Raw genomic sequence first — 15,433 nt, 5'->3', positions numbered from 1 at the left:
ATATACAATAGATTTATCTATACTGTTACTTAACTACATAAAATGCTTCTGGATCATTGAGTGGCATCTGCATTCTGAGTGCTGTTATTGCTTCAATGCTTTTTTGAATACTTAACGCTATAAATGCCATGACTTCTTCATAGGGATACACTTCAAAGGGTTCATCGGATACTTCTGCTTGTTGGAAATCACTTATCAATCCATTGATTAGCATTTCTTTATATTGAATATCAGCTTCTTTAACCGCTAGTTGATTAATCTCATGGATACAATTATCCAGTTCATACTTCTTAATGAATAAGCTGTTATATTTGTACATATCCCTATACCCTTTAGCTGTAAGTACTTGCTTCTGCTCTTTAGAGTATTTACGGATATGTTTATCTCTAATATTTTTTATCCAACATGCATCTGTAATAAGATGTACAAAATACCCTAATACTTCATCATCCTCCAAAATACTGCGCTGATATGCCTTTGCAAAAGTAACCCAGTTGATGCCTTTAGTTCCCTTTTGATTATTTTCTTCTCCAAAATGTGCATGCATATAGGCCGTATCTTCTTTACCACATAAATCGGGTTCCAAATTCCCCAAAATAAATTTGTCTCTATCTTTAATCTCAATTATTTCTGCAATGCTGGTTGCTATCGCATAGTGCATAATTCTAGATGCCATTGTTTTTATTCTCCTTCTCTTATGTGTGCGCCTTTCTTATATGTCTGCTGAAAAACGAATGCCTTATCATCTCATTAACCTACTGCTGCTACCTAACATATTTTAATAAGATGTATCTTAGTTCCATAGACTACTGTCTTATAACGTCAAGAGTGCTTTAACCAGTTTATCTACCCCACCCATCATCTTATACAGGTCCTGAGTACCTAGGAAAGCTGGTGTTGTTACAATTTTATGATAGGTATCGACTAAAATTTCATCTGCTTCTAGCTCTTCTACTATTATATGATTCATTTCCAGTAACTGCTTATAAGCGCCATGTGACGTACACAGATTTAAGGGACCCTCTGTGCTCCCTAGGCATCTTGCAAGTAACACGATCCCTCCACACATTGCACCTATAGGTTTTTGAGACTGATGCATACATTTAATAAGTGTATCTACTTGCTCGTCTAGAACAAACTGTTCTTTATCCATTACATAGTTGGATAAATTCTTAAATAATCCTATTCCTCCTGGTATAATAAGTCCATCTAGCTCCTCTACATGAATATGGTCTAATGCCCTAATCTTCCCACGCCCTATCCTTGCAGATTCTATTAATACATTTCTTTCTTCTTTGGGTTCAATCTGTTCATCTAAGTGATTGACTGTATGAAACTGTTTCTTATTGGGTGCAATACAGATATAATCCACTTTATACTTGTCTAATGCTAAGTAAGTAAGGATAACCTCTTCTATTTGACTGCCATCTCCTATGCCACATCCTGATAGTAAAACGCCAATACGCATGGATTCACCTCTAGTTCCTTAAATGTATTTTAAAACTAAATTTTGTTTAATATTATAATTTATTATATCATATTTCCATCTGTTAGTTATACCTTTGATTATTTGATTTTGATTAAAATATGTTTATTTGTATATTATGTGACATACTTTTCTAGATTTCAAAGGATTAGGTGCTTTAAAAATTTTACAAATAATTACAGTACTATTTGTTTTATTTTCATAAAATTAAAGTTTTTTATAAATAATTTCAATCATTTTATATACCTTCCCGTATATATATAGTATAGGAGTTAACATTCAAACAAATCCTAGGCCGTTTGAATTGAAGCACCTATCTCTTAAGAAATAGTTTAAAAGTCGTAGGATTTCCCCTCTTGCCTATAATCGGACAAGCTATTTCTTAGTAACTAGACTAACTAGATTGTGGCAAATCATGTTAGTTCTGGGGACTGACCTCCACTCATTTTCATGTCACATTTAATTTATGGATACATAGTAAGTTTATAGCAATGTACTTTTCGTGTACATCTTCTTAATGTATGTACAGCTCTGGCTTACCGTGATCGATGCATAGGCATTCCTTTCACCTATAGCACAGCTGTGTACATCCTCTAACAAGATCGTCCTTATTAAAGTGCGCTTTCAAGCCTATAGATATCTTAACATTAAATGTTACTTGCCTTAATGGGTATCTTTGCCACACGAATAAGAAGCCACCTTACACTCAGTCTTATGTTAAATAAGAGGGGAAACTGAGTATAGGGTGGCTTTTTGTGTTTATAGCCGGTATAAGCACCTTAGCTTTAGTATTATAGTAGATTACTTATTTCTCTAGGCGTTCAAACAAAATAGTAAGTGTTTCAATTTTTGTTTGCGTTACCTCGATAGGATAGCAGGTGGTATCTGGATGATAGGTATGAATCACATTGTGAAACGGTGTACTCTCCTTTTCAACCTATAAGCTTCTAATTTATTTTGGTTTTAATATATCTTAGGACAAAAAAAATATCTACTAAGCTAATTAGTTAGCAATAGTAGATATAACGAAATACATTAATAAATTTAAGAAACTTTTTTTCTTCATAATTATTCCAAACCTCTTTTCATTTTGAATGTTGTCTCCTCTTTTCAGGGGAGATGTTTAATTATAGGGGAAAGGCATAAAAAAGGCAAGTGGAAGATGTTGGTCATCTCCTACTTGCCTTTTTATATTCCATTTAGATGGCTAAACAGCCTTGTATAAATTGTTGAATCACTAGGTAAGTCTTAATATCTAATTTAGTACCACTTGCAAGTATACACTTGGCTTCTTCTTTAGAAACTAAAAGAGGCTCAATGGTTTCATCTGCTTCTAAGTACGCTGTAGAAAGGTTTCCTGTACATGTACAATACATAAGTGCCACCGATTCATCGGTCATCCCCGCTGAAAGATAAAGCTTGTCTTGCATATGTGTCATGTTCACTAAAGTCAGTCCTGTTTCTTCTTTGAGTTCACGCCCGACAGTACTCAGGGCATCTTCACCTGGATCGATAAGCCCTGCTGGCAATTCGTAAATAAAGTCATTGAGTGGCATACGGAACTGTCTAATTAAAACGAGTTTTTGAGTCTCTTCATGGATGGCTACAAGTACAACTGCATCTGTTTTTTCTTCTCCACCATGAAAGTAAATACCTTCAAGGTCTGCTTGTGTCTTGCGTGAAGCAATCATCCAATGTTTAGGTTCTCCTTTACGATTTTTATATGCTGCATCATACATATTCAAATAGCGTGTTTCGGCAAGAGGTGTCAATTTTTCCATTTTTGGTGTTTGCATAAGTATAATCCTTTCTAATAGGCTTTTAAAACTATTTATAACTTCTTTCATCATATCAAAACTTTAACTAATATTCAAATATCTAAAAATCAATAATTTAATAAATGCTATTTTTTATGCATTAGAACATTTGTTCGCATTCTGTAAAAAGGTCACTTTTTTATGCATCAAACAAGCGTTTCAGGTTACTTATTGTCTGAAACGCTTGCCCACCGACTACATAATGGCGTTATAGTCTTCAATAAATCCTTGCCCCAACACTTCTCTTACATCAGCTATAGTGACAAAAGCTTTTGAATCAATGTCTTGAATCAGATTGCGTAAGTCAGCAATCTCTTTTTGAGAAACTACTACAAACAACATTTCCTTTGCATCTTTCGTATACATTCCTCTAGCACTTAAACCTGTTACGCCTCGTCTAAGTTTCTCCATAATCTCTTTGGCAATTCTATCGTTACTTTGTGACATAATGAAAACAGCTTTTGCATAATGAAGTCCTGCCAATACATTATTGACAATACGTGTACTGACGAACACGGCAATAATGGCATACATAGCCTTATCTGCACCAAATACAAAAAGTCCAGTGAGCAAAATACAGCCATCTATTCCAAGCATCAGTTTAGCAATGGGGAACTTAGGATGTTTGTAACGAATAATAGAAGCCAACATATCGGTGCCCCCTGTACTCGCAGCACTTCGAAGCACAAAGCCTATCCCCAATCCAGAAAGGGCACCACCAAAGAGGCAGCATACCAAAAGGTCGTTCCCTACGAAGAAAGGATTGGGAATATGTTCAACAACTGCTAAGGCAGCGGATAGGCTAAGCACCGCTATAGCTGACTTTTTAGCAAAAGCAAAGCCTCGTTGCTTAATACTAATTAAAAAGAGAGGGATATTAAGTACAATGGTCGTTACCCACAGGGGAATGGTAAAGCCAAAAAAAGTACCTGATATACTTTGTAAAACAATACCTATCCCAGAAATTCCACCTGTTACAAGGCCATTAGGGGCTAAAAACCAATTTACCCCAAAGGATACTAAAATAGTTCCTAAAATAATTAGGGCATATTCACTTACAAGTTTAGATTGTTTCATTATCTTCTCCTTGTCTTCGTTCATATTTGCGCATGAAAAAAACACTTACCTTTATTGTTATGCGTAAGTGTTTTTTTATACCTTTTAGGCGGATTCTTATTTAATTTTTGGTAAAATGAATGTCTTTAACATACCCTATAAATTGGTAGCCTATTGCTTGATATATTTTATTTGAAATGGGATTATCCTGTTCGGCAAAAAGCGCAACAAATTGATGACCTTCATTTAGAAGCTTTTGACTCAGTGCACCTACACAAGCTGTAGCATAGTGATGCCCTCTAAAGTGAGCAGGTGTGTACACTTGACCTACTACAATGCCATTGACTAGTACTTTAGCTTTTCCTGCCATCGACACAGGCTTTTCATCTTTCCAGACATATAAACTTTCATGCGCCACACTTCTTTCTACCATTTCTACTGTAGTCATAAAATCAGGCAATGACATGTGGCATGCTTCTCTAAAGCCTAACTGCCAATAAGGCAAATAATAGATATCTTGCAAAGTAGCTAATGTAAGTTGACCTGAAACTTGTGGAAGTGGATTCACTTTTGTCAGCTTATACCCCTTTAGATTTGCTTTTACTTTAGGGTGATAGCCTGTATATGCCCCATAAAAAGCACTAAAAGCTTCTACCGTCTCGGAGGTACCTATAACGCCTGGTACATTGATCTTGTACTCACAAAATGTTTTGGCTAAAAAGTTTAGTGCATCATGAGCTTTGGCCCAAGGTGTTGTATAAATACACATACTAAAAGGAGGTGTACAAACAACGACTACCTGTAACGCCTTTTCATCATCTTTAACCGTTGCCATAAAGCTACCTTCTAGCGGTTCCTTTTCTAGCTTAAGAATATTGCCTATAATCAAGTTGTTTTCTGCTTCTTTTTCAAGTAAAGTTGGAAAAGTCTCTTCTTTAAAAAGTGTTGCACGCTCATAAGTCGTATATTGCATTTCACCACTCCCCTTTTATAATCTATTTTTAGTGAGAAAAAACCGCCTAGCCTTCCTTACACCATATAAGAAGAGACTGCGCGGTTTTTTAAGTAGTTTTATTGAGTATACCTATAAATTTATTAATTGTCAATAGTTTTGTGCAATAATCTAAAAACATTGTATAATTAAGGTTGAATACCAATATGTTTAAAGGTACTTACGTCAAAGAGGCCTCTATCTGTCAATTTCAGTTCTGGAATAACAGGCAATGCCATAAAGGCTAATGTTAAAAAGGGATCGATGTTAGAGTTGATTTCAAGGGTTTTCGCCACTTCTAAAAGGTCTGAAAGCTTATGGGTCACTTGCTCAGCACTTAGGTGACTCATAAGACCTGCAATTGGTAAATTCAGATGCTCTATCACTTTTCCATTTGATACAATAACAATCCCCCCTTGTTTCTCAATCAGTGTATTGACTGCAAGCACCATATCTTGGTCATTATCACCGACACAGACAATATTATGTGAATCATGGGCAATGGTCTGTGCAATGGCGCCATTATAAATATTGAAGTTTTTGATAATGGCAAGACCTTTTTGTCCTGTGCGGTGATGACGTTCAAAAACTGCCAACTTAGAATAGGTGTGATCAGCTTGGAACTTTCCATCACTAGTAGGGACTTGGCACACCAACTTCTTAGTTAAAATTTGAAAGTCTATTAATCCCATGACATAGGCCTCATTACCTTCTAGAGGAATGTCTAAGTCATTTGCCGTAATAGGGTCACAGTTTACAGAGTTGAAAATTCCTGGTATTTCTTCATAACGTCTTTCTAAATTGGAAGCTGTAGAAATTTCCACGGGTTGCCCTTGTATGTATTGCCACTTTCCATTTGTCATGACGTGCGTTGGTGCTGCACTTTCTATATCGTTCATAACGATAAGGTCAGCATCATACCCCGGTGCAAGTGCACCTTTCTTCTTCAATTGATACACGCGTGCTGGATAGTAACTTGCCATACAATAAGCTTCTATTGGATCAATGCCTAAGGCAATACTTTCACGAATATTACTATTGATATGTCCATCTTTAAAAATATGTTCAATATGTTTATCGTCTGTACAGAAGACACAGTTGTCTAGTGGTAAATGTGTTTTAACCAATTCACTGACAATGGCGTGTAAGTTGTTGGCTGCTGACCCTTTACGAATTTGTACCGTCATGCCAAGTCTTAAACGTTCTAAGACTTCTTCGATTTCACTACACTCATGGTCGGTTTGAATACCTGAAAAGGCATAAGCAACTAAGTCATCACCTTTAAGACCTGGGGCATGCCCATCAATAACCTTATCCCCTGCTACTTTAAGTTTGGCATGAACATTTGGATCCCCAAATAAAACACCTGGGAAGTTCATCATCTCACCTAAGCCTAAAATACGCGGGTGGTCCATAAGAGTTTGTAAATCTTCGGCTTCTAAAATGGCGCCACTACTTTCCATTGGGGTTGCAGGTACACAAGAAGGAAGCATATAGTAAAGGGAAACCGATAAATTTTCACTTTCTTTTAACATATAATGAATACCATTAAGGCCACTTACGTTGGCAATCTCATGTGGGTCGGCAATAAGTGTTGTTGTTCCAAAAGGCAACACTGTATGGCTAAAAGCATAAGGGGAAATCATACTGGATTCAATGTGTATATGGCTATCAATAAAGCCTGGTACAATATACTTACCTTTTAAATCCTGCTCTACTTCGCCAGAGTAAGAACCCATTCCTATAATGCGGCCATCACAAATTGCTAAATCTCCTTCTATCCACTCTTTGGTGAAAACATTTAAGATTTTAGCATGCTTTAAAACAAGATCAGCTTTTTGAAGCTTACGGCATACATCTAAATAGCGTTTCATAGTACGAGGCTCCTTTGCTTTAGGTTATATTTTTATCGTCTATCTTAGCAGAAAATAATTAACTTGTCACGAACTATTTATGTCGCTTAAAAAGTTTCAAAAATCAGCCTATTTATAGGAATAGACCCTAAGTATAGCCAAGAGAATTTGAAAAGGTTATAATAAAAGTATACTAAAGGAGGACGCAAAATATGAAAATACAACACTTACTCAGCTACGTGCGTCGTGCTGTTCAAGATTATAATATGATTGAAGAAGGAGACCATATTGCTATTGGGATTTCAGCAGGTAAAGATAGCTTAGCCCTTCTTGTTGCCTTAAGACACTTACAGTACTTCTACCCTAAGAAATTTGAAATTGAAGCCATCACTATTTCACTTGGCTTTGACAACTTTGACTTAACTGCTGTAAAAGCCTTTTGTGAAAAGCTTGGTGTACGCTATACAGTCCATGAAACTCAAATTGCTCAAATCGTTTTTGAAGAACGTAAAGAGTCTAATCCCTGCTCCCTTTGTTCTAAAATGCGTAAAGGCGCTTTAAATGATATTGCTAAAGAACTTGGCTGTAATAAAATTGCACTGGGGCACAATAAAGATGATATTAATGAAACACTTCTAATGTCTCTCTTTTATGAAGGCCGCATTCATACTATGAGCCCTGTGACTTATTTAGACCGTAGTGAAGTGAGTATTATTCGTCCACTCATTTATGTGCCCGAGAGAGACATTAAATACTTTGCAAAAAAAGAAGGGCTTCCTGTTGTAAAAAGCCCATGTCCTGCTGACGGTGTCACACGCCGTGAAACAACAAAGCAAATGATCTATGCACTAGAAAAAGAAATTCCACAACTTTCAAATAGACTCTTTGGTGCCATTGAACGTAGTGAAATTGATGGTTGGAAGTCAAGGGAGTGAGCACATGTCCAGTTACACCGAACAAAGACAAAAACATCTAACGCTGATGATGCGGGAGATTTTGAATGAGCTTCCATCTTATCTGTTTGACTTCTTTAGAGGGATTGAGCATACAACGAGTATGAATACACGTCTAGCTTATGCGTATGACTTAAGACTCTTCTTTGAGTACTTGTATAAGGACTATCCAGACTGTAAGCGCCTTTCTCATATGCGTGAAATTTCTTTATCCTTGATAGAAAAATTGACACCTCGGGACTTAGAGCTCTATTTAGAGTACTTAACTTATTATGAAAAAGAAAACGAAGGTGAAGCATACGGCATCAGCCATCAAAATGGTCAAAAGGGAAAAGCTAGAAAACTTTCTTCTCTTAAAAGTTTCTATCGTTACTTCTATAAGCAACAACGTATTCTCAACAATCCAAGCTTACTGGTAGACATGCCTAAAATCTCTGAAAAACCTATTGTGAAGCTAGATGTAGATGAAGTTGCCCGCCTTCTAGATACTATAGAAGACGGAGAGGCACTCACGGACCACCAAAAGCGCTATCATGTGTATACAAGAACCCGTGACCTGGCACTCATTTCTTTGCTCCTTGGTACAGGTATTCGTGTATCGGAATGTGTTGGCCTTAATATTGAAGACGTAGACTTCAACTATAACGGCATTCGTATTACCCGAAAAGGTGGTAATGAAACAATCATCTACTTTGGTGAAGAGGTGGAACGTGCCCTCCAAGACTATTTGGTCCAACGTGAAGAAAAGATTTGTAAAGAAGAGGATACCCCTCTTTTTCTTTCCATGCAAAACAAAAGAATGAGCGTACGTAGCGTACAGATTCTCGTCAAAAAATACAGCCAACTTGTGACCCAACTTAAAACCATCACCCCTCACAAGCTGCGCTCTACATATGGAACGACGCTGTACCAAGAAACCGGTGATATTTATTTAGTTGCAGATGTACTTGGTCACAAAGACGTGAACACTACCAAGAAGCACTACGCTCAAATGGACGATGCAAGACGCCGTATGGCGGCAAGTATTGTGAAACTTAGAGAAGACTAAAAAAGGAACCCTCACCTATATCCTGTAGGTGAGGGTTCCTTTTGCGCTGAATAGCTTATAAGCTTTTGAGTTATGTTTTATTCTCCTTCACACAAAATGGTAATTTGAGTCACGTATTCTTCCATACTGGAAATTACCATTTCATTGATACCCTCCTCATAGGCATAGCCCGTAAGTTTCACATCTTGTGCCTTTGCAAAGTCTAATAGGCGTCTATAGGTATCGGGTAGTTTGTCCCAATTCCCTTTACAAAAGGCACGAATATATCGACCTTTAGGTTTGAGCCTATAGTCAGCTTTTTGAGTAGATTTAGCAATTTTCGTGAAAAGACATTCATTGGCTTCAAAGTTTTCTTTTAATAAATCTTCCACGGCAATCATGCTCCCATAACTTTTGTTATAAAGTCTATAATCAGGTACACTTTGAGCATGTTCTATGAGCACACGCAAATCTTGATCATCGTATGCACCAGTTATGGGTTGGCTAATGAGTAAATATTCCTCTGGATAGGTTGCAAAGTCTATTTGATCTAAATCTAGGCCCTCACACAATGCCAGATGCTTTTCCTTTTCTACTAACAACTTACGAATGCCTCTAAGTTGCTTCATCATTTGATCAATCTCTGCCATTTTAGTATCTATAATTTGACGAAAAGCAGGTTGGGAACGATTTTGCATATACTGGCTAATCTCTTCGATAGACATGCCTAGTTCTCTGAATGCGAGTACCATTTCTAAAATAGGACTTTGTAAATAAGTATAGTACCGATAGCCCTTCTCACTTTTGTATGAGGGTGAGAAAAGTCCTATCTCATCATAATAGTGTAAGGTACGTTTATTGATATGATGCAACTTGGCAAATTGGCTTGTTGTAAACAGCCTTGTATGATTTTCCATTTTTCAAATACTCCTATTGACTTTACAGTTACTGTATAGTTCATCATAAAATATAGCATTAAATAAATCAAGTTGAAGGAGTCTTAAACCATGTCAAAAAACAAAATTTATTTTCGTCCCATTCAGCCTAAAGATTACAAAGCGCTGGAACAAATCATCAGTGATACTTGGAATTATGAACGCTTTTGCTCTTCTAAGACAGCACGCAAAATGGCACGTCTTTATTTAGCCAGTTGCCTTGCCAATCAGACTTTTACCTGTGTCGCCGTCAATCACGAGGAGCCTGTAGGCATCTTGATGGCAAAAAATGAAAAGACCCATTGTACAGCCTTACGCCATCGTTTCTTACAAGCTTTTGCTATACTCTCCATGATTTTATCCAAAGAAGGTCGTACTGTTTGCAAGCTCTTTGAAGGTATTGATAAATTAGACCAAGCCTTGCTCGCAGAAAGTGGCAGAAACTTTGATGGTGAACTCGCCTTTTTTGCTGTACGCCAGGACCAACGTGGCACGGGCATTGGCAAAGCCCTTTTTCAAAGGGGGATTAACTATATGCATGATGAAAACATTCAAGATTTTTACTTATATACAGATAGCACTTGCAATTATGGTTTCTATGAGCATCAAGGGATGCAGCGTTTAGGACATAGACAACATAGCTTAAACCCTCACAAAAATGAAACCATGTCTTTCTTTTTATACGCTTATCATTTTTTAGATGAACTATCCTAATTTATAAAAATCATTTCCTACAGCTCTTCTTAAAAGTGCTATAATATATAGGCATACGGTTAATCTATTCTATTTCACACTCAGATTAACAAGATTGAGAGGAGATTGAAAATGTGGCTCATTTTTGCCTTTGCGTCTGCTTTTTTTGCAGGACTTACTGCCATCTTGGCTAAATGTGGGATTCAAAATACTGACTCTAACTTAGCAACTGCCCTAAGAACCATTGTTGTCCTTATTTTTTCATGGATTATGGTCTTTGTCTCTGGCACCCAACATACTTTAGCATCACTGGGTATAACAACTTTTATTTTCTTAGTTTTATCTGGCTTGGCTACTGGCGCATCATGGCTTTGCTATTTCAAAGCACTTCAGTTAGGTGATGTCAATAAAGTTACGCCCATTGATAAATCTAGTACCATTTTAACGATGCTACTTGCTTTTATCTTTCTAGATGAACCTATGACCTGGCTGACTTTTAGCGCACTTATTTTGATTGGAATAGGTACTTACTTAATGATTCAAAAAAATGGAGCACAACATACAACACCTACAAACAAAACTTGGTTCTTGTATGCCGTAGGTGCCGCTGTTTTTGCCAGCCTTACTTCTATTTTAGGCAAGGTCGGTATACAAGGTATAGACTCTACACTTGGTACTGCCATCCGCACGATTGTTATCCTGATCATGGCATGGGTTGTGGTATTTGTGACTGGTAAACAACGTACTATCCAGTACATTGATAAAAAAAGTTGGCTATTCCTTATTTTATCTGGTCTGGCGACTGGAGGCTCTTGGCTATGCTACTACCGTGCGTTACAAGCAGGTCCTGCAAGTGTGGTTGTGCCTATTGATAAACTGAGTATCTTGGTTACCATTGCCTTTTCATATGTGGTATTCAAAGAAAAACTAAGTAAAAAAGCGGTACTAGGCTTACTCTTAATAGTAGTTGGCACCTTATTGCTTTTGATTTAATCCCGGTAAGTACTTCTTATTTTACGTGCTTTTACGCTTTATAAAATTTTTGCTTGACAACGAACAAATGTTTGATATTGAAAATAAGATGTGTTATACTTAAAGAAAAAATTGGAACAGAGGGGATGCTATGAAGGATATAACCGTCAAACAAAAAGCCGTTCTAGATTGTATTAAAAAAGTAAGTGCGGAACGTGGCTATCCGCCATCAGTAAGAGAAATTTGTCTTGCAGTTGGCCTTAGATCTACATCTACAGTGCATAGCCACCTAAGTAGTCTCGAAGCCAAAGGTTACATTAAAAGAGACCCTGCTAAACCACGTGCCATTGAAGTTATTGATGAAAATAAAAATTGGCTTTCCGATCATGTTACACCCGTTCCTGTGCTCGGTACCATTACAGCAGGCCAACCTATCCTTGCGGCAGAGCAAATTGAAGAATACTACCCTCTTCCAAATCACATGACACGCAGCGGACAGGTCTACATGCTTCGCGTTAAAGGCGAGAGCATGATTAAAGCAGGTATTTTGGACAAAGATTACGTCATTGTACGCCAACAAGAATCTGCTAACAATGGTGACATTGTGGTTGCTCTTTTAGGTGATGAAGTAACTGTCAAACGCTTCTTCCAAGAAAAGAATCGTGTAAGGCTCCAGCCAGAAAATGATAATATGGACCCTATCTTCTGCTTAGATGTACAGATTATTGGGAAAGTCATAGGGTTATTTAGAGAGATGTAGTATTTTCAAGACATTGGAATATCATTTACACTACGTGATTCTAGAAATTTTAGATGAAAGTGGTGTATTTTTTATGCAAAAAATTAAATCATATACTATTTTCAGATTATTATATTTAAAGTTATTATAAATAGTGGTATTAACCTCTTCACAATATCCTTTCCTTATTATTAAAAATACCCACAGCAGCTCTAATGAGGGCAAATGGCCTTGGCTGTAGTGAATATTTGACATGCATTCATCGGAGTATAGGTTTGAATAATTATTTTTTCAAGGATGCTATTTCTGCTTCAGTCAATACTCTCCATGCACCATAAGGCAAGTTCTCCATTTTTATATTCAAAATACGCACACGTTCTAGCCTCGTCACTGTATAGCCAAAGTGTTTGGTCATTTTACGAATTTGCCTATTTAAACCCTGGGTAAGCGTAATACTAAAGGTATCTTCCCCCAGGCACTGAACCTTACAAGGCCTTGTTGTAACCTTACCAATATTGACTCCCTTTGCTAAACTTAACAAAAAGTCTTCACCAAAAGGTTTGTCTACCGTGACAATATATTCTTTCTCGTGATGATTGTCTGCTGCTAAAATTTGGTGTGCCAAGTCTCCGTCATTGGTAAGTAAAATAAGTCCCCTAGACGCCTTATCTAACCTTCCCACCGGAAATATATACTCAGGATACTTGAGATAATTGATAATATTATTTTCCACATCCTCAGCAGCTGTACAAGTAATGCCTTCAGGTTTGTTTAAAACTAAATAAATTTTCTCACATTGCCAAATAGGCCTTTGGTCTATACGAATATCGTCCTCTGCTTCTACCCATTGTCCAGGTATGCATTTTTCACCATTTACCTGGATTCTACCTGCTTCTATCCATAGGGCCGCTTGTTTTCTAGAGCATATGCCTTTGTTGCTTAATAGTTTATTAATTCGCATGTTATAGTTCTCTCCACTTTAAAGGTCATTTTCTCGTATTGTATCATGATTATTCTTCTTTCTCATATGAAATTTATACAAAAAACTTAGACAGTCTGCCAATTCATAAAAGTACCTAAGTCTTGTCACTTAAATAGCACCTAAAAAATGGAGAAATATCCAATTGGATACTTCTCCATTTTTTAGAGCTACTTTAGATTAAATGGGTCAATAAGTGATTTTACATTTTCTGCTTGTCCTAATAGTTCTTTACTTACCTCTTACTGCAGCTTCCATTTCTAAACCTGTCACATAGTCAAGCTGTCTAGGTTCATATTCTTCATTTTCTTTTTGTCTTGTTAAGCCTGTATAACGCCAACTTGGCTCTGTTGCATTCAAGCGCCATGGCCTGTCTTCCCAATAGTAGCCACGGAATGGATCTCTTGACTGATTCATTTCTTCTAACAATGCATCATGAAGGCCATCGCGTATTATACGGGTTGTTTCACTTTCAATTAAGTTATGGACTTCATAAGGGTCTTGTTCTAAGTCATAAAGTTCATCTGATGTGAGCAGATTTAACACCAATTTATAGCGTCCATCAAAGATTGCTCGTACCAGTTGCATGCCACCAAAACCATCATGATCCACTTCATATCTTCCAAATTCCATGCATACATAATCTCTTGTACGTTCTTGAGTGAGCAATTGTGTTTTAAGTGTTTGCCCTGCAAACATTTTAGGAATAGGAACACCCATGACATCAAAAATAGTCGGTGCTAAGTCAATATGAGATACTGGGTGAGGATCGACTATGCCTTTGGGGTCCCATTTGTTACATTTCATAATAAGTGGAATATTAGTAATCTCATCATACATTGCTGGCCCTTTTGCAGACAGACCATGCTCATTAAAGAATACACCATGGTCACTTGTATAAATAATAAGTGCATCTGGTGCATATTGCTCTACTGCTGCAAGAACTCTTCCAATTTCTTCATCTACAAAGGTGTTACATCCAAAGAAATCTTTACTTTTTATTCCTTGTCCATTATGAGTAGCTTGTGCAATACTGGCTTCACTGCGCTTTGTTTCACCTTTTTTCAAACCAGCCCATACCTTTTGGTGTTGTGGCTTATTTTCTAAATCATCTAAATGCGCTGGTGTAACAGGGATATGATATTCTTTGTAGCGTTCTGAGTAAGATTCTGGTGCCAAATAAGGGTCATGAGGCTCATCATAAGAAACAACTAAGAAGAAATCATCCTCATAGTGGTTTTCTAAAAAGTTAATAGCTTTATTAGAACATCTATGACCAAATGTGAAGCCTTCCTCTACACCCACTGTATGAATAGTTCTAGGATTTCTTGAAGACGTTCTCTCTTCTGGTGTCAACTCCTCTAAATAGTTCCTCATATCATACCAGTATTTGGGGTCCCATCCTTCTGGACATCTTCCAAGTCCAAAGTAATCGCCCCCGTCTAAATGCCATTTACCAATATAAGCTGTATGTATGCCATGATCACTCAGCCTTTGCCCAATAGTTTGAACATCTTGACCAATGCCCATAGAGTTCGTCCATCCTCCGGTAGAGTGTGGGTAGAGTCCTGTAAATAAAGCTGACCTTGCAGGCTGACACACAGGTTGAGCACTATAGGCTCTGTCAAATCGTATGCCCTCAGCAGCTAATGCATCAATATGAGGTGTTAGCATGTGAGGATGTCCATAACAACCTACCATGTCCTTTCTTTGACTGTCAGTCATGATGAAAACTACTTTTCTTATATTATCCATTATTTTGCTCCTAGTATATATTTTTAATTAATTAAATTATTATATATTTTATCATTTTTTAAACAAAATTTGAAGCTTAATAATGTTTTATCGTTGTGTATTTACCTCATAAGTAACATATTCTTTTTCTAAGCAATAACCTAGTTTTTCTGCAAGTGCAACAGAAGCTTTGTTTGC

The 15,433-nt window shown here is 37.0% G+C and carries 14 protein-coding genes; 5 read left to right on the top strand and 9 right to left on the bottom strand.

The features are described 5' to 3' along the window. Nucleotides 1-25 precede the first annotated feature (25 nt). The 6 genes from RRY75_RS12420 to ade all read right to left on the bottom strand — a co-directional run bounded on the left by RRY75_RS12420 (nucleotide 26) and on the right by ade (nucleotide 7,224). Complete coding sequence (locus tag RRY75_RS12420) at nucleotides 26-676, bottom strand: hypothetical protein (RefSeq protein ID WP_332492860.1); 651 nt, start codon at nucleotides 674-676, stop codon at nucleotides 26-28. A 138-nt stretch (nucleotides 677-814) separates the two neighbouring features. After that, on the bottom strand, nucleotides 815-1,468 hold the full coding sequence (gene elbB, locus RRY75_RS12415) for an isoprenoid biosynthesis glyoxalase ElbB (RefSeq protein WP_332492861.1): 654 nt from the start codon (nucleotides 1,466-1,468) through the stop codon (nucleotides 815-817). Nucleotides 1,469-2,685: 1,217 nt separating this feature from the next. Then, nucleotides 2,686-3,282, bottom strand: a complete 597-nt coding sequence (locus RRY75_RS12410) for an NUDIX hydrolase (RefSeq protein ID WP_332492863.1) — start codon at nucleotides 3,280-3,282, stop codon at nucleotides 2,686-2,688. Between the two features lie 216 nt (nucleotides 3,283-3,498). After that, nucleotides 3,499-4,380, bottom strand: coding sequence for a YitT family protein (locus RRY75_RS12405; RefSeq protein WP_332492865.1), 882 nt, complete (start codon nucleotides 4,378-4,380; stop codon nucleotides 3,499-3,501). 100 nt (nucleotides 4,381-4,480) lie between these two features. Next, nucleotides 4,481-5,332, bottom strand: coding sequence for a GNAT family N-acetyltransferase (locus RRY75_RS12400; RefSeq protein WP_332492867.1), 852 nt, complete (start codon nucleotides 5,330-5,332; stop codon nucleotides 4,481-4,483). Nucleotides 5,333-5,499: 167 nt separating this feature from the next. Then, nucleotides 5,500-7,224, bottom strand: a complete 1,725-nt coding sequence (ade, locus tag RRY75_RS12395; protein WP_332527518.1) for an adenine deaminase — start codon at nucleotides 7,222-7,224, stop codon at nucleotides 5,500-5,502. 191 nt (nucleotides 7,225-7,415) lie between these two features. Between ade and RRY75_RS12390 the strand changes: the two genes are divergently transcribed. Both RRY75_RS12390 and RRY75_RS12385 read left to right on the top strand, forming a co-directional pair. Further along, nucleotides 7,416-8,138 carry a tRNA 2-thiocytidine biosynthesis TtcA family protein gene (locus RRY75_RS12390; RefSeq protein WP_332492870.1) on the top strand — a complete coding sequence of 241 codons (723 nt, stop codon included), beginning with the start codon at nucleotides 7,416-7,418 and terminating at the stop codon, nucleotides 8,136-8,138. 4 nt (nucleotides 8,139-8,142) lie between these two features. Further along, nucleotides 8,143-9,204, top strand: a complete 1,062-nt coding sequence (locus RRY75_RS12385) for a tyrosine-type recombinase/integrase (protein ID WP_332492872.1) — start codon at nucleotides 8,143-8,145, stop codon at nucleotides 9,202-9,204. Nucleotides 9,205-9,281: 77 nt separating this feature from the next. Here RRY75_RS12385 and RRY75_RS12380 read toward each other — a convergent pair whose 3' ends face one another. Beyond that, entirely contained in the window at nucleotides 9,282-10,100 is an 819-nt protein-coding gene (locus RRY75_RS12380; RefSeq protein WP_332492874.1) for a MerR family transcriptional regulator, read from the bottom strand. A gap of 90 nt (nucleotides 10,101-10,190) precedes the next feature. Here RRY75_RS12380 and RRY75_RS12375 point away from each other — a divergent pair, with 90 nt between their 5' ends. The 3 genes from RRY75_RS12375 to lexA all read left to right on the top strand — a co-directional run bounded on the left by RRY75_RS12375 (nucleotide 10,191) and on the right by lexA (nucleotide 12,543). After that, nucleotides 10,191-10,832 carry a GNAT family N-acetyltransferase gene (locus RRY75_RS12375; RefSeq protein WP_332492876.1) on the top strand — a complete coding sequence of 214 codons (642 nt, stop codon included), beginning with the start codon at nucleotides 10,191-10,193 and terminating at the stop codon, nucleotides 10,830-10,832. Nucleotides 10,833-10,943: 111 nt separating this feature from the next. Then, nucleotides 10,944-11,804, top strand: coding sequence for an EamA family transporter (locus tag RRY75_RS12370; protein WP_332528255.1), 861 nt, complete (start codon nucleotides 10,944-10,946; stop codon nucleotides 11,802-11,804). Between the two features lie 130 nt (nucleotides 11,805-11,934). After that, complete coding sequence (gene lexA / locus RRY75_RS12365; RefSeq protein ID WP_332492880.1) at nucleotides 11,935-12,543, top strand: transcriptional repressor LexA; 609 nt, start codon at nucleotides 11,935-11,937, stop codon at nucleotides 12,541-12,543. Nucleotides 12,544-12,805: 262 nt separating this feature from the next. Here lexA and RRY75_RS12360 read toward each other — a convergent pair whose 3' ends face one another. Both RRY75_RS12360 and RRY75_RS12355 read right to left on the bottom strand, forming a co-directional pair. Beyond that, nucleotides 12,806-13,483 carry a pseudouridine synthase gene (locus RRY75_RS12360; protein ID WP_332494624.1) on the bottom strand — a complete coding sequence of 226 codons (678 nt, stop codon included), beginning with the start codon at nucleotides 13,481-13,483 and terminating at the stop codon, nucleotides 12,806-12,808. A 249-nt stretch (nucleotides 13,484-13,732) separates the two neighbouring features. Continuing rightward, the gene (locus RRY75_RS12355) at nucleotides 13,733-15,256 is read right to left on the bottom strand and encodes a sulfatase-like hydrolase/transferase (protein WP_332494622.1); all 1,524 of its coding nucleotides are present in this window, start codon (nucleotides 15,254-15,256) and stop codon (nucleotides 13,733-13,735) included. Nucleotides 15,257-15,433 lie beyond the last annotated feature (177 nt).

It is taken from the genome of Niameybacter sp., from assembly GCF_036655075.1.
In the GTDB taxonomy this organism is placed as follows: Bacteria; Bacillota; Clostridia; order Lachnospirales; family Cellulosilyticaceae; genus Holtiella.
This window is presented reverse-complemented; position numbering and strand designations above follow the sequence as displayed.

What these genes read in the sequence shown, in the direction of transcription:
- RRY75_RS12420 (WP_332492860.1), bottom strand. Translation starts at nt 676, where the DNA reads ATGGCATCTAGAATTATGCACTATGCGATAGCAACCAGCATTGCAGAA.
- elbB (WP_332492861.1), bottom strand. Translation starts at nt 1,468, where the DNA reads ATGCGTATTGGCGTTTTACTATCAGGATGTGGCATAGGAGATGGCAGT.
- RRY75_RS12410 (WP_332492863.1), bottom strand. Translation starts at nt 3,282, where the DNA reads ATGCAAACACCAAAAATGGAAAAATTGACACCTCTTGCCGAAACACGC.
- RRY75_RS12405 (WP_332492865.1), bottom strand. Translation starts at nt 4,380, where the DNA reads ATGAAACAATCTAAACTTGTAAGTGAATATGCCCTAATTATTTTAGGA.
- RRY75_RS12400 (WP_332492867.1), bottom strand. Translation starts at nt 5,332, where the DNA reads ATGCAATATACGACTTATGAGCGTGCAACACTTTTTAAAGAAGAGACT.
- ade (WP_332527518.1), bottom strand. Translation starts at nt 7,224, where the DNA reads ATGAAACGCTATTTAGATGTATGCCGTAAGCTTCAAAAAGCTGATCTT.
- RRY75_RS12390 (WP_332492870.1), top strand. Translation starts at nt 7,416, where the DNA reads ATGAAAATACAACACTTACTCAGCTACGTGCGTCGTGCTGTTCAAGAT.
- RRY75_RS12385 (WP_332492872.1), top strand. Translation starts at nt 8,143, where the DNA reads ATGTCCAGTTACACCGAACAAAGACAAAAACATCTAACGCTGATGATG.
- RRY75_RS12380 (WP_332492874.1), bottom strand. Translation starts at nt 10,100, where the DNA reads ATGGAAAATCATACAAGGCTGTTTACAACAAGCCAATTTGCCAAGTTG.
- RRY75_RS12375 (WP_332492876.1), top strand. Translation starts at nt 10,191, where the DNA reads ATGTCAAAAAACAAAATTTATTTTCGTCCCATTCAGCCTAAAGATTAC.
- RRY75_RS12370 (WP_332528255.1), top strand. Translation starts at nt 10,944, where the DNA reads ATGTGGCTCATTTTTGCCTTTGCGTCTGCTTTTTTTGCAGGACTTACT.
- lexA (WP_332492880.1), top strand. Translation starts at nt 11,935, where the DNA reads ATGAAGGATATAACCGTCAAACAAAAAGCCGTTCTAGATTGTATTAAA.
- RRY75_RS12360 (WP_332494624.1), bottom strand. Translation starts at nt 13,483, where the DNA reads ATGCGAATTAATAAACTATTAAGCAACAAAGGCATATGCTCTAGAAAA.
- RRY75_RS12355 (WP_332494622.1), bottom strand. Translation starts at nt 15,256, where the DNA reads ATGGATAATATAAGAAAAGTAGTTTTCATCATGACTGACAGTCAAAGA.